Annotated in this window: 15 protein-coding genes; 10 read left to right on the top strand and 5 right to left on the bottom strand. The window is 63.2% G+C overall.

The window, feature by feature from the left end:
- The 6 genes from MKK04_RS13855 to MKK04_RS13830 all read left to right on the top strand — a co-directional run bounded on the left by MKK04_RS13855 (nt 1) and on the right by MKK04_RS13830 (nt 6,958).
- Nucleotides 1-978 (top strand): glycosyltransferase family 2 protein, encoded by a 978-nt coding sequence (locus MKK04_RS13855; protein ID WP_207831842.1) that lies wholly within the window; start codon nt 1-3, stop codon nt 976-978.
- Nucleotides 979-1,183: 205 nt separating this feature from the next.
- On the top strand, nt 1,184-2,161 hold the full coding sequence (locus MKK04_RS13850) for a VirK/YbjX family protein (protein WP_241105577.1): 978 nt from the start codon (nt 1,184-1,186) through the stop codon (nt 2,159-2,161).
- 65 nt (nt 2,162-2,226) lie between these two features.
- Nucleotides 2,227-3,429, top strand: coding sequence for a glycosyltransferase (locus MKK04_RS13845; RefSeq protein WP_233694945.1), 1,203 nt, complete (start codon nt 2,227-2,229; stop codon nt 3,427-3,429).
- The gene (locus MKK04_RS13840) at nt 3,426-4,613 is read left to right on the top strand and encodes a glycosyltransferase family 2 protein (protein WP_241105576.1); all 1,188 of its coding nucleotides are present in this window, start codon (nt 3,426-3,428) and stop codon (nt 4,611-4,613) included. The genes MKK04_RS13845 and MKK04_RS13840 overlap by 4 nt, the downstream gene beginning before the upstream one ends.
- Nucleotides 4,613-5,365, top strand: a complete 753-nt coding sequence (locus tag MKK04_RS13835) for a WecB/TagA/CpsF family glycosyltransferase (RefSeq protein ID WP_207831850.1) — start codon at nt 4,613-4,615, stop codon at nt 5,363-5,365. Before MKK04_RS13840 ends, MKK04_RS13835 begins: the two co-directional genes overlap by 1 nt.
- A 174-nt stretch (nt 5,366-5,539) precedes the next feature.
- A complete protein-coding gene (locus MKK04_RS13830) occupies nt 5,540-6,958 on the top strand; it encodes an undecaprenyl-phosphate glucose phosphotransferase (RefSeq protein ID WP_207831852.1) in 1,419 nt (472 codons plus the stop codon).
- Nucleotides 6,959-7,157: 199 nt separating this feature from the next.
- On the opposite strand, the gene MKK04_RS13825 is transcribed toward MKK04_RS13830, so the two are convergent.
- Nucleotides 7,158-8,099: a LysR substrate-binding domain-containing protein gene (locus tag MKK04_RS13825; protein ID WP_207831854.1), complete on the bottom strand. Its 942-nt coding sequence runs from the start codon at nt 8,097-8,099 to the stop codon at nt 7,158-7,160.
- Nucleotides 8,100-8,245: 146 nt separating this feature from the next.
- On the opposite strand from MKK04_RS13825, the gene MKK04_RS13820 reads away from it, so the two are divergent.
- Both MKK04_RS13820 and MKK04_RS13815 read left to right on the top strand, forming a co-directional pair.
- Nucleotides 8,246-9,622, top strand: coding sequence for an L-serine ammonia-lyase (locus tag MKK04_RS13820; protein ID WP_207831856.1), 1,377 nt, complete (start codon nt 8,246-8,248; stop codon nt 9,620-9,622).
- Between the two features lie 45 nt (nt 9,623-9,667).
- Nucleotides 9,668-10,534: an RHS repeat-associated core domain-containing protein gene (locus MKK04_RS13815; RefSeq protein WP_233694948.1), complete on the top strand. Its 867-nt coding sequence runs from the start codon at nt 9,668-9,670 to the stop codon at nt 10,532-10,534.
- Between the two features lie 73 nt (nt 10,535-10,607).
- Here the strand turns inward: MKK04_RS13815 and MKK04_RS13810 are convergent, their stop codons facing one another.
- From MKK04_RS13810 to MKK04_RS13795, 4 genes are all read right to left on the bottom strand, one after another.
- Complete coding sequence (locus tag MKK04_RS13810) at nt 10,608-11,285, bottom strand: DUF3313 domain-containing protein (RefSeq protein ID WP_207831860.1); 678 nt, start codon at nt 11,283-11,285, stop codon at nt 10,608-10,610.
- 202 nt (nt 11,286-11,487) lie between these two features.
- Nucleotides 11,488-12,783: an NAD(P)/FAD-dependent oxidoreductase gene (locus MKK04_RS13805; RefSeq protein WP_233694600.1), complete on the bottom strand. Its 1,296-nt coding sequence runs from the start codon at nt 12,781-12,783 to the stop codon at nt 11,488-11,490.
- Nucleotides 12,784-12,796: 13 nt separating this feature from the next.
- Complete coding sequence (locus MKK04_RS13800) at nt 12,797-13,885, bottom strand: polyamine ABC transporter substrate-binding protein (protein WP_207831864.1); 1,089 nt, start codon at nt 13,883-13,885, stop codon at nt 12,797-12,799.
- 138 nt (nt 13,886-14,023) lie between these two features.
- The gene (locus tag MKK04_RS13795; protein ID WP_063914126.1) at nt 14,024-15,382 is read right to left on the bottom strand and encodes a glutamine synthetase family protein; all 1,359 of its coding nucleotides are present in this window, start codon (nt 15,380-15,382) and stop codon (nt 14,024-14,026) included.
- A 183-nt stretch (nt 15,383-15,565) separates the two neighbouring features.
- Here MKK04_RS13795 and MKK04_RS13790 point away from each other — a divergent pair, with 183 nt between their 5' ends.
- Nucleotides 15,566-16,465: a helix-turn-helix domain-containing protein gene (locus MKK04_RS13790; RefSeq protein WP_233687784.1), complete on the top strand. Its 900-nt coding sequence runs from the start codon at nt 15,566-15,568 to the stop codon at nt 16,463-16,465.
- Between the two features lie 187 nt (nt 16,466-16,652).
- Nucleotides 16,653-18,563, top strand: a complete 1,911-nt coding sequence (locus MKK04_RS13785; RefSeq protein WP_207831868.1) for an AAA family ATPase — start codon at nt 16,653-16,655, stop codon at nt 18,561-18,563.
- Nucleotides 18,564-18,627: the final 64 nt, after the last annotated feature.

The following is an 18,627-nucleotide window of genomic DNA, read 5'->3' as shown; positions in this document are numbered from 1 at the left end:
ATGGCGAGCGGGATCGGTGTGGTGGTGATTGGCCGTAATGAAGGCCAGCGCCTGGAGCGTTGCCTGCGTTCGCTGCTGCAGGGTGCGGAAAAGGTCCTGTATGTCGACTCGGGCTCAACCGATGGTTCACCGCACTTGGCCCGCAGCCTGGGGATGGAGGTACTGGCTCTGGACATGGGCACCCCGTTCACCGCCGCGCGCGCGCGCAACGAAGGCTTTGCCGCCTTGCAACGGCTGCTGCCGTCGATGCACCTGGTGCAGTTCGTCGATGGCGATTGTGAGGTGGATGCCGGCTGGCTGGCCACGGGGCAGGCATTTCTCCACCAGCATCCTGAGGTGGCAGTGGTGTGTGGCCGCCGACGCGAGCGCTTCCCCCAACGGTCGGTGTACAACCTGTTGTGCGACCTGGAGTGGGACACCCCCATCGGCGAGGCCAAGGCGTGTGGTGGCGATGCCCTGATGCGGGTAGATGCCTTCGCCGCCGTCGGCGGCTTCCGCCCCGAGCTGATCGCCGGAGAAGAGCCCGAATTGTGCGTGCGCCTGCGGGCGAAGGGCTGGAAGGTCTGGCGCCTGGATGCCGAGATGACCCTGCACGACGCTGCCATGACCCGTTTCAGCCAATGGTGGTGGCGTAGCCTGCGTGCTGGTCACGCCTATGCCGAAGGGGCCTACCTGCATGGTCACACGCCGGAGCGGCACTGGCTGCGCGAGTCGCGGCGGGCCTGGCTGTGGGGCCTGGGCATCCCCGTGGTGATCGTGCTGGCCTGCCTGCTGGTGGGCGGCTGGGGCCTGCTGCTGCTGCTGGTCTACCCGTTGCAGGCCGTACGCCTGGCCCGTCGTGGAGGCAAGTCGGTGCGGGAGAACTGGCTACAGGCGGTGTTTCTGGTATTGGGCAAGTTCCCGGAAATGCTCGGGCAACTGAAGTTCTTGCGCCACCGCATCGCGGCCGGCAAATCGGCGTTGATCGAGTACAAGTGAGAGATCATTCAGCCCTTTGCGGTGTGCTGTGGCGCAGAGAACCGAGGTCGCAAGCAGTCCGCGTACCCTGTGGGAGCGGCTTTAGCCGCGAAGAATCCAGCCTGGTGCATGGAACCGGCTGCACCGGTGTTCGCGGCTAAAGCTGCTCCCACAGGGCCTCTGCTAATTCAATAAGTTACGTGCAGCTCTATGAGAAAGAGGCCCAATGATGCTCGGCACGATCGTGAAAAGCGTGTTTACCTTGCAACCGGGCTACTCGTTGCGGGCGCTGAACAACAAGTACAAATTGACGCTGCAGATTGCCAGGCAATGGCCTGAGCTGAATGCGTTCCTGCAGCGCATGACCGCAGCCCTGGGCCAGCACGGTCTGCAGCGGCTGGGCGTGGATTGCATCGGTGTCGTGCAGTGGCCCTACCTCAGCAAATGCTGGGAAGCCCCGCAGCGCCTGGAGGTGGTGGCTTCGCACTTCGAAGTGCTGGCCGGGCAGTTCCCGGCGCTGTTGCTGCTGGGGCGGGACGAAAGCCTGACGCTGTGCGAACTGTCCAGCCATTCGCCGGGCTGTCGCCTGGTGCTGGACCGGCCGATCTGGTTCAAGCGCGAAGGCGAGCTGGTATTGAACCTGTTCCAGGGCGACCTGCGCGTGGCTTCCCTGGCGTTCAGCCTGTGCCGCAGCCAGGGCGAACTGTGCCTGTTCATCGGTGCCGTGCAGGGTATTCACAAGGGTGTCGACAGCGAAACCTCGCTGGCCATCTACCGCGACCTGACCAAGGACTTCGAAGGGTTACGCCCCCGCAGCCTGCTGCTCGAGGGGTTGAAGTGCCTGGCCAGGACCCTGGGCGTGGCGCACCTGTATGCCGTCAGTGATGCCTGCCGCCACCATCGGCACGCGTATTTTGGCAACGACAAAGGCCAGGACCTGGCAGCCGATTACGACGTGATCTGGCGTGAACACGGGGCTTCTGCGTCGAACCATGCAGACTTCTTCGCCCTCCCGCTGGCCGCGGTACAGCGGGCGCTAGAGGACACACCGGCGAAGAAACGGGCGATGTACCGCCGTCGCCAGGCGTTGCTCGACGATGTTTTCGCCCGCTTGCAGGCCGCGTTACCAGGCAGCGGTGACAACCTTGAGCTACAAGGAAAGCAGGGGAATGCACCTGACGAGGTGGCATCGGCGGGAGCCTGAAGTAACGGCTGACGCTGCCGCGACAGGGCTGAGGGTTCATTACGCGGGTCTTGATCTGGATTCCTATGCGCATTGCTTATTTCATCAACCAGTACCCGAAGGTCAGCCACAGTTTCATCCGCCGTGAGATCCTGGCGCTGGAGCGCCAGGGGGTAGAGGTGCAGCGTATCGCCCTGCGCGGCTGGGACGCCGAGCTGCAGGACGCCGAGGACACCAGCGAGCAGGACAGGACCCGTTATGTGCTGCGAAGTGGCATCAAGGGCTTGCTGCCACCGGCCTGGCAGGTATTGCGCACGCAGCCGCGGCGGTTCTTCCAGGCGCTGTGGCTGGCCATGCGCCTTGGCCTGCGGGCCGACCGCACCTGGCCCTACCACCTGGTCTACCTGGCCGAGGCCTGCCAGGTACTGCAGTGGTTGCAGGCAGGCGAGGCAAAACACGTGCACGCGCATTTCGGCACCAATTCCACCGAGGTGGTGATGCTGGCCAACGTGCTGGGTGGGCCAGCTTACAGCTTTACCGTGCACGGGCCGGAAGAGTTCGACAAGCCGCAGTTCCTGCACATGGGCGAGAAGGTGCGGCGTGCCGCTTTTGTCGCGGCGGTCAGCTCGTACGGGCGCAGCCAGTTGTTTCGCTGGGTGGCACACGACCAATGGGCCAAGGTGAAGGTGGTGCATTGCGGCCTTGAACGCAGCTTCCATGAAGTGGCGCCGGTCAGCGTGCCCACGGCGCCGCGCCTGGTGTGTGTTGGCCGCCTGTGCGAGCAGAAAGGGCAGCTGCTGTTGCTCGAAGCCATGCGGATACTTGCCGCCCGGTCGATCGATTGCGAGCTGGTGCTGGCCGGCGACGGTGAGATGCGTGGGCAGATCGAGGCGTTGATCGCCCGGCACGGCTTGCAGCAGCAGGTACGCATTACCGGCTGGATCAGCAGCGCGCAGGTGCGCGAGGAAATCCTTGCTGCGCGCGCGTTGGTGCTGCCGAGCTTTGCCGAGGGTTTGCCAGTGGTGATCATGGAGGCCATGGCTTTGCGCCGGCCAGTGCTGACCACCTATGTGGCAGGCATTCCCGAGCTGGTGCGGCCGGGCGAGAACGGCTGGTTGTTCCCCGCCGGTGCCGTGGACGAGCTGGCGGTGGCCATGGCCGAGTGCCTGGCGCAACCTGCCGAAGTGCTCCAGCGCATGGGCGAGGCGGCTCGCCAACGTGTGCTGCAACGGCATGACATCGATACCGAGGCGGCCAGGCTGGCCGGCTATTTCAAGGCATCCGCATGATGAGTGTACTGGCTTGGTTACTGGGCGTGCTGGCGGCCATCGTCCTGTTGCCGGTACTGCTGCTGCTGTTGCAGGTGCTGATGGCCTGCCTGCCGGCGCGCGCGCCACCGTCGGGCCACAACGCTCGTCCGCAGGTGGCAGTGCTGGTGCCTGCCCATGACGAGGCTTCGATCATTCGTGCCACGCTGGCGAGCATTGCCCCGCAGTTGCGGCCTGGCGACCGCTTGCTGGTGGTGGCGGACAACTGCACTGACGATACTGCGCAACTGGCGCGCGAGGCCGGTGCCGAAGTGGTGGAACGTCACGACCCGCAGTTGCGCGGCAAGGGCTACGCCCTGGACTTTGGTGTGCGCCACCTGGCCGAGCAGCCGCCCGAGGTGGTGATCGTGGTGGATGCCGATTGCCAGGTGGGCGAGGGGGCGATCGAGCGCCTGGCGCGGTGCTACCGCGAGGTCGCTCGCCCGGTGCAGGCGCTGTACCTGATGCGCGCACCGGCAGGGGCCGGGCTGAAAGTGCAGGTTGCCGAGTTCGCCTGGCGGGTCAAGAACCTGGTGCGCCCGCGTGGCTGGGCTCGGCTGGGCCTGCCTTGCCAGTTGATGGGGGCGGGCATGGCGTTCGGCTGGCGTGACCTGGCCTTGATCGACCTGGCCAATGGGCACCTGGTGGAGGATTTGAAGCTGGGCCTGGACCTGTGCCAGCAGGGCAAGCCGCCAGTGTTCTGCCCCGAGGCGGTGGTCAGCAGCCAGTTCCCTGCCAGCCAGCGAGGCCTGGGTAGCCAGCGCACACGCTGGGAGCATGGGCACCTGGGCATGATGCTGGCCGATGCGCCCAGGCGTGCGCTGGTCGCAATCACCCAGCGTAACAGCAGCTTGCTGGCCATGACCCTGGACCTGCTGGTGCCTCCCCTGGCATTGCTCGCACTGGCCCTGCTCGGGCTTAACCTTGTGGCCTGGCTGGCGTACCTGCTGTTCGGCCTGGCGGCACCTGCGTGGATCGCCCTTTGCGCGCTGGCGTTGCTGGGCCTTGCCATCGTGCTGGCCTGGGCGCGCTTCTGTCGCGAACTGATCCCGTTTTCCGTGCTGCTGTACGCGCCGTTCTACGCCGCAAGGAAGGTCCCCTTGTATCTGGGGTTCCTGATCAGGCGCCAGGTGGAATGGGTACGTTCGAAACGGGATGAAGACTGATGGCAGAGTGGCAGAAACGCTGGAACACCCTGGTCGGCAAGCTCGAAGTGGTGGCTGATGCCGCTGCTGCGCAGCGCCTGCTCGCCCAGCTGGCCGCCCCGCAGGCCGCGACCGTGCTGGGCTTCGTCAATGCCCATGCAATGAACCTGGTGGTGCGCGATGGTGCGTACCACCAGGCATTGTCGGCGGCCGACGTGCTGTTGCGCGACGGCTCCGGCATGGCGATTCTCTATCGCCGGCTGGGGCTTGAACCTGGGCTCAACATGAATGGTACCGACTTCATTCCTCGGCTCATGGCCGCCTACCGCGGGCGACGGGTCGCGTTCTGGGGCACCCGGCAACCTTACCTGGACCAGGCGGTGCAGCGCAGCGCAGCCCTGTTCGGGGTGGTGCCGGTGTCGGTTCACGATGGCTTTGCCGGCATCGATACCTACCTGCAACTGGCCAGGGAGCAGCAACCGGAGCTGATCGTGCTGGGCATGGGCATGCCCAGGCAGGAGGCGGTGGCGGCAAGGCTGGCGGCCACTGGCGAGCCGTGCCTGATCGTGTGCGGCGGCGCGATCCTGGACTTTCTTGGCGGCAAGGTCAGCCGGGCGCCTGAATGGCTGCGGCGGTTTGGCGGGGAGTGGCTGTACCGGCTGATGCGCGAGCCGAAGCGTTTGTTCATGCGCTATGTAGTGGGCAACCCGTTGTTCTTGCTGCGCACCTTGCTGTACCGCCGGGGCGGAGGGGGCGCCAGGCGCACCGTATGAGTCGGTCGGCATCCGCGCGGGCGGTGATTCCGGCACACTGATAGCGGTTGGCTGCTACAGTGAGATCAACGGCTGGGGGCTGCACGATTCTGTTTCACTGGCTTTGCATGAGCCGTTGTCAAGACTGCTGTTTGATGCAAGGCAGTTGCTACGCGCAAATCGATGAGGTCTGAAATGGTTTTCGAACCCAGAAGCAGTCGTTCCTTACTGCAAAGAAGAAGCAGCGTAAGTAACGCCATTCAGGCCGGCCTCGATGGAATTGCAGTCACCAGTATTGCCTGGTACCTGATCTACGACCAGTTTGGCTACATCACTTCCGATTACGTGATCATGCTGCTGTTGCTGGTTGGCGCACTGGCAGTCATCTACGATCACTATGCAATCTACCGTACCAACGTCGGGCTCTCCATCAAGGCTTTCCGGCTGTTCAAGGCCTGGTCGGCAACCTTTTGCCTGCTGGTGGTCATGGCCTTCCTGACCAAGCAGAGCGAAACCTATTCGCGGCTATTGGTCGTGCAGTTGTTCATCATTGGCTACATCGCCCAGTTGTTCCTGCATTTTGCCGTGCGAGAGTTGCAAAAGCGTTTTACCGCCCATGCACGCCTGGACAACGCCCTGATCATTGGCGCCGGTGATCTGGCCAATTTCCTGTATCAGAAAATCAGTAACAACCCTTGGTTCGGTGAGCGGGTGCTGGGTTGCGTGCTGATCGCGGCCGAGGAGCCGGGGCGCGAAAGCCCCGAAGGCAAGCAGCGCCTGCCGGTGCTCGGGCATATTGCCGAGCTCGACGATATCGTGGCCCGCTACGGCATTCGCACGGTCTACCTGGTGACCCCATTGGGTGGCTCCGAGGTGATCAACGATGTGTATTTGAGGCTGCTCGACAAGTGCATTGCGGTGAACTGGGTACCGGATATCTTCTCGTTGCGCCTGATCAACCATAGCGTGCGGGAAATTGCCGGCATTCCTGTACTGACCTTGTCGGAAACACCGCTGACGGGCATGAGCCTGTTCCTGAAGAACCTCGAAGACAGGGTATTGGCGGCGCTGATCCTGCTGTTTGCATCGCCGGTGTTGCTGGCCGTTGCCCTGGCCATCAAGCTCGATAGCCGCGGCCCGGTGTTCTTCCGTCAGGAACGCACCGGCTGGACCGGGGAAGCGTTCCGTATCTGGAAGTTCAGGAGCATGCATGTCCACCAGCCGGAAGAGGGCGTGGTCAAGCAGGCGCAGAAGAATGACCCGCGGCTGACCCGGGTCGGCGCCTTTATCCGCCGCACCAGCCTGGATGAACTGCCGCAGTTGTTCAATGTGCTCACTGGGGAGATGTCGCTGGTCGGGCCGCGGCCGCATGCATTGCAGCATGACACGTTGTATTCGCAGGACATCGTCGACTACTTTGCCCGCCACAATATCAAGCCTGGCATGACCGGCCTGGCGCAAGTGCGCGGGTTCAGGGGCGAGACCAAGGATATCGAGCAGATGATCCAGCGGGTGGACTCGGACATCGAGTACATCAACAACTGGTCGCTGTGGCTGGATTTCGTGATTCTGGTGCGCACACTCAGCGCCTTTACCGGCAAGCAGGCCTACTGACACAGCACTGTCGGTAAAGGAGCAAATTTCGTATGCGCCCTGCGCACCCTGTGGGAGCGGGTTTACCCGCGAAGAATCCAACACGGTGCATGGCACCGGCTGTGCCGGTGTTCGCGGCTAAAGCCGCTCCCACAGGGTCCCTGCCAATTCAATGAGTCACTCGTAATTCCATGAAAGTGTGCAAGCGCTTTTGGCTGGCCTAGTCCTTGTTCAGCGGGTGCAGCTCCCTGAACCCCCGCGCTTCCTCCACCAGCCAGTCATGCACCGCCCGGGCCCCCGGCTGGTTCAACCCGCCCGGTGGGTAATGCACCACATAGCGCTTGTGATTGGCGATCGGCACCCCGAACGGCACGATCAGCGCACCGCGCTCCAGTTCGTCGTTGAGCAGCGTGCGGCGGGCAATCGCCACGCCAATGCCGGCAATCGCCGCCTCGATGGTCAGGTGGTTGCGGTTGAAGGTGTGCCCGCGCCGTACATCCAGGCCGGCGGCGCCGATGCCCTCCAGGTAGAACTCCCATTCGGCATACTCCGAACTGCCGCGCCAGGCCGTGATGTCGTGCAGCAGCGGGTAGTGTGCCAGGTCCGCCGGCCCGTGCAGCGGTGGGCGCCCGCGCAGCAAGGTGGGGGAACACACGGGGAAGATCTGCTCGTCCAGCAGCGGCGTCGAGAGCATGCCGGGGTAGCTGCCGTCGTTCAGGTCGATGGCCAGGTCGAAATCGCCCGGAGTCAAGGCCTGGGCACTGTCTTCGGCCACCAGGCGCAGCTCGATGTCCGGGTAGCGTTGCTGAAAGCGCGGCAGGCGGGGCGTGAGCCATTTGGCCAGGAACGACGGGATCGAGCGCAGGCGCAAGGTGCCGCGGATTTCACCGGCGTCCAGGCGCAGCAGTTCGGCTTCGATGCTGCCGTAGGCTTCGGCCACCGTCTGCGCCAGGCGTTGCCCTTCGGCGCTCAGTTCCACGCCGCGCGCGCGGCGCAGGAACAGCCGGTAGCCCAGGCGTTCTTCCAGCTGGCGCATCTGTTGGCTGACTGCACCCGGGGTGATGTGCAGTTCTTCGGCACAGCGGGTGAAGGACAAGTGCCGGGCCGCACAGGCGAACACATGCAGCCAGACGAACATCTGGCCATTGAGTTGTCGTCGCATCGTTTAGTTCCACTAAAGCCTTGCTTAGGAAGTTTCGTTGGTCATCCGTGAGCCAGCTAGGCAGTATCGCGCAACTTCGCAATACCGCTCAATTTTTCCAGATAACCGTGCTGCGGCTTCATACCCGGGTACGGTCAGGCATTAGCATGGCTATCAGTGTTTTCGACCTTTTCAAAATCGGCATCGGGCCGTCCAGTTCCCACACCGTCGGCCCGATGCGGGCGGCGGCTACCTTTGCCCAAGTCCTGCGTGAGCAAGGGCTGTTGGCCAGGGTAAGCCGTGTCGAGGTGCGGCTTTACGGGTCGCTGTCAGCTACCGGGGTTGGCCACGCCACCGATCGTGCCTGCCTGCTCGGCCTGATGGGGCAGTGGCCGGACCGTATCGACCCGGCCACTATCGAGTCGCGCATTGGCCAGGTGATGCAGGAGCACTGCCTGATGCTCGATGGCAGCCACCCGCTGGCGTTCGAGTACAGCCGCGACATGCTGCTGCTCGACGAGAACCTGCCGTACCACCCCAATGCCATGAGCCTGGAAGCCATGGACGGGCAGGGCAGCCTGTTGCGCCAGACCTACTATTCGGTGGGCGGTGGCTTTATCGTCGAGCAAGCCGAGATCGATGCGCCATCAGGCGAAGCGGACACGGTGGCGCTGCCGTACGAGTTCGACAGTGCTGCGCAGTTGCTGGCCTTGTGCAAGGCCCATGGCTTGAGCGTGGCGCAACTGATGATGGCTAACGAATGTGCCTGGCGCCCAGAGGCTGAAGTACGTGAAGGCCTGCTGCGGATCTGGGCCGCCATGCGTGAGTGCGTCGACAACGGCTTGCGCAATGAAGGCATCCTGCCTGGCGGGTTGCACGTCAAGCGCCGCGCGGCGCGGCTGCATCGCAGCCTGCAGGAACTGGGCAAGCCCAACGTGATCGGGTCCACCCTCAGTGCCATGGAGTGGGTCAACCTGTTCGCCCTGGCGGTGAATGAAGAGAACGCCGCCGGCGGGCGCATGGTGACTGCGCCTACCAACGGTGCTGCCGGCATCATTCCGGCGGTGCTGCACTACTACATGAAGTTCAACCCGGGCGCGTGCGACGCGGATGTGGTGGACTTCCTGCTGGCGGCAGCGGCGGTAGGCATCCTGTGCAAGAAGAACGCGTCGATTTCCGGGGCCGAGGTTGGCTGCCAGGGCGAGGTGGGCTCGGCCTGTTCAATGGCCGCTGCCGGCCTGGCCCAGGTGCTGGGTGCTACACCGCCGCAACTGGAAAATGCCGCCGAGATTGCCCTGGAGCATAACCTTGGGCTGACCTGCGACCCGGTGGGTGGCCTGGTGCAGGTGCCGTGCATCGAGCGCAATGCGATTGCAGCAGTGAAGGCGATCAACGCCGTGCAAATGGCGTTGCGGGGGGACGGCGAGCACTTCATTTCGCTGGATCGGGTGATCCGCACCATGCGTGATACCGGGGCGGACATGCACGCCAACTACAAGGAGACCTCGCGCGGCGGCCTTGCTGTTGCGTTCGTGGAGTGTTGACGGGACTGTTAAAAATGCTAGTTGCCGACTGTTGCCGATATTTCCATGATGGCCTCAATCATCCTGGATATCACCGCTATGAATGGCTTTTTGCAAAAGTACACAGGTAATTTGCTGTTTTACTCTGGCCGGGAACTGGTGTGTCAAACTGGAAAAGAAATGGCGCGTCTTTTGTACGCGAGTAGTCAATTACTGGTACAGCAGTCTGAAGACCTTAAACTCTTGCAAACCGCAGGTAACAATACGGTAATCGCGTCATGGGGAAGAGGTGGGGGAGAGCGGGCTACTTACTCCCCTTATGGCTTTTCATTGCTGGAGCAGGCATTAGCACTGGCAGGTTTCAACGGTCAATGGCGTGACCCAGTCGGAGGCGGTTATCCACTTGGTCTAGGAAAACGGTTTTTTAGTGTAACGCTCACGAGATTCTGTTCCCCTGATACTGAAAGCCCATTTGGCCGGGGCGGTCTGGGCTCATACAACTATTGCTCCGGGGATCCGGTAAATTTCCATGACCCTTCTGGGTGTTTTCGCTGGCCATGGCAATCTATAAAAGGTGTCAAGAGTGCGATGGATCGGGCAGGCTTGAAAGCTCCGGAGCTAAAGCATTTGATTAAAGCCGCTATAAAAGAAGATCCTCAACTGGAAGGCGGGCTGTATTTTCAGGTCGAGAGACCATTCGGGGCTATGGAAGTTACGCTGCAGAAGGGTAAAGGGACTGCTGGAGCTGCAGTTATCAAATGGGGAGCAGGCAGGTATCACATGAAGACCGAATATGGAGATTTGCCCGATGCGGCGAATAACCCACGTTTGCACTCGACTGGGCAAGGGGTTTTTGCTTCGGATAATAAAGCCATTGTCACTTCCATTTACCGAAAGGCAGCGTTCATTCGTGGGCCTAGAGCTGACTATTAGAGTTCGTAGCCTAGAGTAATGTACAAAGACGGGGCTGCAAAGCAACCCCGTTTGTCCATGGCTGGGTGCAAGACTAACGGTTCTTCTGTTTCGCTGCCAGGAAGCTCGCGCGCATGTCCTTGGCCCAGCCATCCAGCACCGGCTTGACGTCATTCAAAGTCAGTTTCGTGGTCTTGTTCTCCAGTTCCTGCCCCGTGCCCTTGCGCACGACCTGGGCCAGCACCTTCTGGCTGGAACCATCGAGGAACGCAGCTTCCACACCGACATCCACCTCTTGGTCACGGCCGCCCATGGCAGTGTTCACACCGGCCGAAATCAAGGCGATCGGGATCACTTCATAGGGCTTGAGGCCCTCGTTGCTGGTCGACACTGCCGTGATTGCCGGGCGCACCACGATCACACCCGGGCCGGGGCCCTTGGCCAGCGGCACGACGCTGCCCATTTCACGGCGCAGCGCTTCATTGAAGTAACGGGTGATTTCCTGCAGCGTCTGCGTCGAGATGACCTCCGTCGGCTGCGGCTTGGGGTAGAACTGGCTGGGCTCGATGAATACCTGGCTGTACTGGTTGACGTTGACCTTGGGATCGATCCAGCGCATCACCGGGTCACCCGAAGGGCTCTTGGCTTCCTGCAGCCGGCTGTAATCCTTGAGGAAGCCGGAATAGTCCTTGGGGTCCACGCGATTGCTGGAGCAGGCGGCCATGGTAAGCAGTGCGGCGCACAACAGGGTAATGCGGGGCAATGATTTCATGATGAAGATGCATCCATGATAGGTCGGCCAGAACAACGCTAGCAGGTGCGTGACAGTTGGCCAGTGGGTAGGTTCCAATCCTTTGTGAAAAGGTAAAAAGTTGCGGCTGGAAGGGTTTGCCTGGAGGTTTTCTGCGGCTGTGAGACCGAGCGCCACCCGCGCGGCGCTCGGTCTCACAGCCGCAGAAAACCTCCAGGCGCACTCAACCCAGCACCTCACGCAATCGGTACCACAACATCCCCAGCGCCAGCAGCGGCGAGCGCAGTGCCTTGCCGCCGGGGAAGGTCAGATGTGGTACCGCGCTGAAGACGTCCAGCCCCTGGCTGTGGCCAAGCGCGATGCTTTCGGCCAGCAGCTTCGCTGTCCAGTGGGTGACGTTGAGCCCGTGCCCGGAATAGCCCTGGGCGTAATACACATTGGGGTGCTGGCTGAGGCGCCCGACCTGCGGGAAGCGGTTGGCGGTGATGCCGATCATTCCGCCCCACTGGTAGTCGATACGCACGTTGGCCAGTTGCGGGAACACCTTCAGCACCTTGGGCCGCATGTAGGCGGCGATGTCCTTGGGGTCGCGGCCAGAATAGTGGCAGGCGCCACCGAACAGCAGGCGCCGGTCTGCCGTGAGACGGTAGTAGTCCAGGCCGACCTTCTGGTCGCACAGCGCCATGTTCTGCGGGATCAGGCTGCTGGCCAGTGCTTCAGGCAATGGCTCGGTGGCCACCACGTAGCTGCCGGCCGGCAGCACCTTGCCGCTCAGGCGTGGCTCCAGTTCATCGAGGTGGGCGTTGCAGCCCAGCACCAGGCTGCTTGCCCGCACCTTGCCGCGGGCCGTGTGCAGGGTCACGCGGGGGCCGTGCTCGATGCGCAGCACCGGGCTCTGCTCGAAGATGCGTACGCCCAGGCCGTGGGCGGCGCGGGCTTCGCCCTGGACCAGGTCGAGCGGGTGCAGGTGGCCCGAGCCCATGTCCACCAGGCCGCCTGCGTACTGGTCGCTGGCGACGATTTCATGCAGCTGGTCGGCACTGACCAGGCGGGTTTGAGGGCGATAGCCGAGTGCAAGCAGGTCATCCTGTTCGTCCTTGAAGGCGGCGAACTGTGCAGGGGTGTTGGCCAGTTCGCAGAAGCCCCAGCGCAGGTCGCAGGCAATGCCGTACTGGGCGATGCGGCTGGCCACCAGCGCCACCGAGTCGATGCCGGCCTGCTTCAGGTAATGCACGCCGTCCTGGCCGACATGCCGGGCAAAGCTGCTGACGTCATGGCCGATGCCGCGAATCAGCTGGCCGCCGTTGCGGCCGCTGGCCCCCCAGCCGATGCGCCGGCCTTCCAGCAGCACCACCGAGAGCCCGCGCTCAGCCAGTTCCAGGGCGGTATTGACCCCGGTCAGCCCGCCGCCGACCACGCACACATCGGCGGTCAGTTCGCCCTCCAGGCTGGGGTAGGGCGCCGCATCGCGTGCCGTGGCGGCATAGTACGAAGCGGTGTGTTGGGTAGTGAAAGACATGAGCGTTCTCGACTCAGCGGTTGGACTTGATCTTGCTCCAGGAGCGGGTCATGACGCGCATGATCTTCGGGCTCGGCGTGCTGGAAATGTACAGCTTGTCCAGCACGTCCTGGGGTGGGTAGATCTCGGGGTTGTTGACCAGCGACGCGTCCATGTAGGCCTGGGCATCGGGGTTGGCGTTGGCATATCCGACCGTGGCGCTGACCTTGGCGATTACCTTGGGGTCGAGCAGGTAGTTGATGAACGCCAGGGCCTGTTCGGGGTTGTTGGCGTCTTTGGGGATGGCCAGCAGGTCGAACCACAGGTTGCTGCCTTCCCTGGGAATGCTGTAGGCGACTTTCACGCCGTTTTTCGCCTCCACGGCGCGGTTGGCGGCCTGGAACACGTCGCCGGAGTAGCCGAAGGCCACGCAGACATCGCCATTGGCCAGGTCGGAAACATACTTGGAGGAGTGAAAGTAGGTGATGTAGGGGCGCAGTTCGAGCAGGCGGGCTTCCGCCTTGGCATAGTCAGCCGGTTTTTCGCTGCGCGGGTCCATGCCCAGGTAGTTGAGCATGGCCGGGAACAGTTCGTCGGGCGAATCCATGAACGCCACGCCGCACTGCTTGAGCTTTTTCAGGTTCTCGGGCTCGAACAGCACTGCCCATGAATCGATATGGTCGATACCCAGGGCCGCCTTGACCTTGTCGACGTTGTAGCCGATGCCGTTGGTGCCCCACAGGTAGGGTACGGCGTACTGGTTGCCTGGGTCGTTCTGTTCAAGCTGCTTGAGCAGCTTGGGGTCCAGGTGCTGCCAGTTCGGCAGCTTGCTGCGGTCCAGCGGCAGGAAGGCGCCGGCCTGGGCCTGGCGTGCGAGGAAGTGGTTGGATGGCACCACCACGTCATAGCCGGTGCGCCCGGCCAACAGCTTGCCTTCCAGGGTTTCGTTGGAGTCGAACACGTCATAGACCACCTTGATCCCGCTGCTGGCCTGGAAGTCGGCCAGGGTGGTGTCACCGATGTAGTCGGTCCAGTTGTACACACTGACCGAGGGGGTGGCCTGGGTGGTGGTGGCGAACAGCAGGGTGAATGCGGCGGGGATCAGGGCTTGCAGATGACGCATGGGGACACCTCGTTGGTCTTGTTCTTCGAGTTCGGTGCAGGGGCTCGTGCCCTGTGGGAGCGGGTTTACCCGCGAATACGTCGTTGAATGCACCCCAGCATTCGCGGGTAAACCCGCTCCCACAGGTACCGCGAAAGGTCAGACGCTCAGCATCAGGAATTCACGCTCCCACGAGCTGATCACGCGCTTGTAGTTCTCATGCTCGGCACGCTTGACCGCCACATAACCCTGGACGAACTGCTTGCCCAGATACTGCTGCACGGTCTCGCAGTCTTCCATGTGCTGCAGGGCGTCCTCGATGGTGATCGGCAGGCGCAGGTTGCGCCGCTCGTAGGCACGGCCCTGCACCGGTGCGCTGGGTTCGATGCGCTCGACCATGCCCAGGTAGCCGCACAGCAGGCTGGCGGCGATGGCCAGGTACGGGTTGGCATCGGCGCCCGGCAGGCGGTTTTCCACGCGCATCGCCTCGGGGCTGGAGGTGGGCACGCGCAGGCCGGCGGTGCGGTTTTCTTCACCCCACTCGACGTTCACCGGTGCCGAGGTGTCCGGCAGGAAGCGGCGGAACGAGTTGACGTTGGGCGCGAACATCGGCAGCAACTTGGGGATGTACTTCTGCAAACCGCCGATGTGGTACAGGAACAGCTGGCTCATGCTGCCGTCTTCATTGGCGAAGATCGGCTTGCCGGTGGCGATGTCCACCACGCTCTGGTGCAGGTGCATGGCACTGCCCGGCTCGTCGGTGATCGGCTTGGCCATGAAGGTGGCGGCCACGTTGTGCTTGAGCGCCGCTTCACGCATGGTGCGCTTGAACACGGTGATCTGGTCGGCCAGGTCCAGGGCGTCGCCATGGCGGAAGTTGATCTCCATCTGCGCCGGGCCGTCTTCATGGATCAGCGTGTCCAGGTCCAGGCCCTGGATCTCGCACCAGTCGTAGACGTCTTCGAACAGCGGGTCGAATTCGTTGGCGGCATCGATCGAGAACGACTGGCGGCCGCTTTCGGCGCGGCCGGAGCGCCCCAGCGGCACTTGCAGCGGCAAGTCCGGGTCTTCGCAGCGCTGGGTCAGGTAGAACTCCATCTCTGGTGCCACGATCGGCTGCCAGCCCTTGTCGGCGTACAGCTTGAGCACCTTCTTCAGCACGTTGCGCGGCGACAATTCGATGGGGTTGCCTTGCTTGTCGAAGGTGTCGTGGATCACGATTGCGGTTGGCTCGATCGCCCACGGGATCTGGTACACCGCGGCCGGGTCGGGGCGGCAGACCATGTCGATGTCGGCGGCATCGAGCAGGTTGTAGTAGATGTCATCGTCAACGTAGTCGCCGGTGACCGTCTGCAGCAGCACGCTCTCGGGCAGGCGCATGCCGCGCTCGTGGAGAAACTTGGCGGTGGGCGCGATCTTGCCACGGGCGATGCCGGTCAGGTCGCTGATCACGCATTCGACTTCGGTGATCCGGTGTTCTTTCAGCCAGGTGGACAGCTGATCGAAGGGGGCGTTCATACAGACCTCTTGGTTGGGTTTTAGTGTGGGAGCGAGTGTGCCGGCGTAAACCGTTGTGTGGTTTCGAAGGCGTCCCGCTTCCCAGGTGACGCGCTGGAGACTATCTTGGTCGCAGCCAGCAAGGCTGATCTATCCACTTTCTCCGGCAATGAATGCACCAAAAGAGTGCGACTAGGACCGAGCGTGACAACCGCAAATGCCCTGCAAGTCCAGGCTTTCCACACCACCGACGTTACCGAACAAGTACGTGCCACCCCTGGCTGGCAGCAGCAGTACCGGCAAATGTCGCCCGGGCATTTCAGCGGTGAGCTGCGTTGCCTGGGGCTGGACGGGGTGGAGGTTTACGAAGAGCGGCTGAACACCCGGGTGGAGCAGTTTTTCCGCGCGCCGAGCGGTTCGCTGGCGTTCTGCTTCGACCGCAGCGAGAACAGCCTGTACCTGCTGAACGAACAGAGCCGCAACATCTGGATCACGCCGGAGAACTACCAGGAAGTGGCGGTGGTGTTCGATCAGGCCTTCCTGGCCCGCCATGGGCTTGACCCGCAGCGCCTGGAAGGGTTGTTCATGGTGCCGCTGGGCAGCGGGCAGAATGCGCTGTTCGGCAGTTGGCTGAGCGCGACGTTGACCCGCCTGGGCGAGGCCGATTGCCCGCTGCAGGGGCAGGCCCTGGCGGAGCAACTGCTGGAAGACTGCCTGTTCATCCTCGACAACGCCTGCCAGCGCCTGCAGGGCGTGGCGTTGGGCCGGCGTGACGAGGAACGGGCGATCATGCGCCGGGTGAGCGAGTGGGCGGCCGACTGCCCGGAGGAAACCCTGAACCTGGTGGAGCTGGCGGATGTTGCGGGGGTTTCCCTGCGCCAGTTGCAGCAGGCGTTCAAGGCGTTTACCGGTATGACGCCGGCGCACTGGCTGCGCCTGCGCCGGCTGAACGGTGCGCGGCGCGATCTGTTGCGTGGCGGTGGCGTGACCGTCGCCGAAGTGGCGATGCGTTGGTCGTTCTGGCATTTGGGAAGGTTTTCAGAGAGTTACCGGCAATTGTTCAAGGAGTTTCCCAGCGAGACCTTGAAGCGGGGCAGGGGCTGAATTTGATGGTGTAGCTACTGGCCTCTTCGCGGGTGAACCCGCTCCCACAGGATCACCTCGGGGCCAGGCATTGTGAGGTCCCTGTGGGAGCGGGTTCACCCGCGAAGAGGCAGGCCCAGACATACACAGCCCAGCATTCCACCGCGAAAATTGCTATCGTGCCGCCCTGATTCCACCCGAGGTGCCGATGTTCTACCTGCCTTTGCCCAGCGACCAGGCCGACCGCCTCGCCAGCGAGCCCACCACCGATTTCTTCACCACCGCCAGCGTCCTCGACGCCGCCGCAGTGCTGTTCGTGCAAAACCTGCCGCGCCAGCCCGCCATCGCCTCGGCGGATGCGCAGGAGCGCCGCTTTGCCGAAATCGTGCGTATTGCCAACGAAGTCGAAAGCGCCGCACCCGGCCGCTTCCAGGGCCAGGTGGCGCAGCACTTCGATCGCGAAGCCTTCGCCATGGGCCTGGGCATGCTGGGCGAAAACGGTATCGCACTGCTGTCGACCGAGGTGGAGTACCAGGCCGACGAGCTGCTGGACGCCGAGGGCCAGTGGAACTTCCAGTTCGCCGACAGCTACCGCCAGCGGGCAACCCCGCTGCACCCGGTGTACCTGCCGTCCCTGGCCAGCGACCTGATGCTCAGCGACCAGCAGAACCGCCTGTTGCGCGAATTCCTCAGTGGTATCGACGAGTCGGTGGCGGTACAGGGCTTTGCAGGCACCGGCAAGACCTTCCTGATTCACCAGTTCGCCCGCCTGCTCGAGCCGCAGCGTACGCTGTTGCTGGCCTTGACCGAAGGCCAGTTGCGCGCCCTGCAGGCACGGGTCAAGGACGCCGCCGCCTACACCGCGCTGACCTTTGGCCAACTGGCCGACGAGCTGCTCAACCGCGACCTCACCGGCAACGGCTGGCGCCTGCGCGACCCGTACCGTACCAAGCTGTCGTGGCGCCCGCAGGATGCGCAGGTGGTACGTTGGCTGGCCATCCCTGACATAGGCCCGCTCGCCGCACGCGATGTGGTTGCCTTGTGCATCCGCGCGGTGCGTACGTTCTGCCACAGCGCCGACACCCAGTTGCAGTTGCACCACCTGCCTTGGGCCGGGCCGGGGACCACGCCGCTGGACCAGGAAGTGTTGCTGGAAAAGGCACGGTTGTACTGGCAGGAGCTGATTCGCCCGTCGGCACGGGAAATCCAGTTGCCGGTGCGCGACTACCATCGGGTCAAACTGCTGTCGCTGACCGGTTATGTGATCGACAGCCGCTACACCCATGTCATCGTCGATGAGGCCCACGAGCTGTCGGCACCAATGCTTGCCGTGCTCGACCGCAGCCCGCAGTCGATCATTGCCCTGGGTGACGAGCTGCAGAACCTCAACGGTCTCAGCGCGCACCATGGCGGCTTTATCCGCCAGCGTTATATCGACCATTCACTGCGGGCCGGGCCGGCGATGGACAACGTGCTCAACCCGCTGATCCAGGCACACCCGGCGGCGATCCAGGCGGCCTTCAGTGGCAGCGCCGAGCATTACACCCGGGTCAGCTTCTTCGACACGGTGAGCGTGCCGGAACAGCCTACGGCGCTGATCGTCGACGATGAATGGGGCCTGTTTGGCTGGTTCCAGCGCCTGACCCACCAGGGCGTGCCGTTCGTGCTGCTGAAAAGCGCGCGCAAGGACTTCGAGTTGTTCGTCGAAGACTGCATCGAACTGTACCGCCATGGTACCCGGCCACGTCACCCGATGCTGTTCCGCTATGCCAGCTGGCAGGCGCTGGAGCAGGACAAGGGTGATGACAAGGCGTTCGTTGCCGTGGCCAACATGCTGCGCAAGGGCTACACGCCGGAGCACTTCGCCAGGGCCAAGAGCCGTTACCGCTGGGACAAGGCGCCCAAGCTGTTCCTGGGGCGGGTGCGGGATGTGAAGAACATGGAGTTCGCCCGGGTAATGGTGTCGCCGGAGCTGATGGTGGCGCCGCAAGTGGCGGGGAACCGCAATGAGCGGGCGCGGATGCTGGCGGGGTTGTATACCGCCTGTTCGCGGGCGCGGCATGAACTGATCGTGCCGGGGGGGATGCTGGACTGGGTCAAGGACCAGGTTCGCGATTGAGGCCCCTGGGGCTGCTTTTTCAGCCCTTCAAAATCCCTGTGGGAGCGGGTAAACCCGCTCCCAC

Source organism: Pseudomonas sp. LS.1a, assembly GCF_022533585.1.
Classification (GTDB): domain Bacteria; phylum Pseudomonadota; class Gammaproteobacteria; order Pseudomonadales; family Pseudomonadaceae; genus Aquipseudomonas.
The sequence above is the reverse complement of the archived record's forward strand: the minus strand, read 5'-3'. Positions and strand labels throughout refer to the sequence as shown.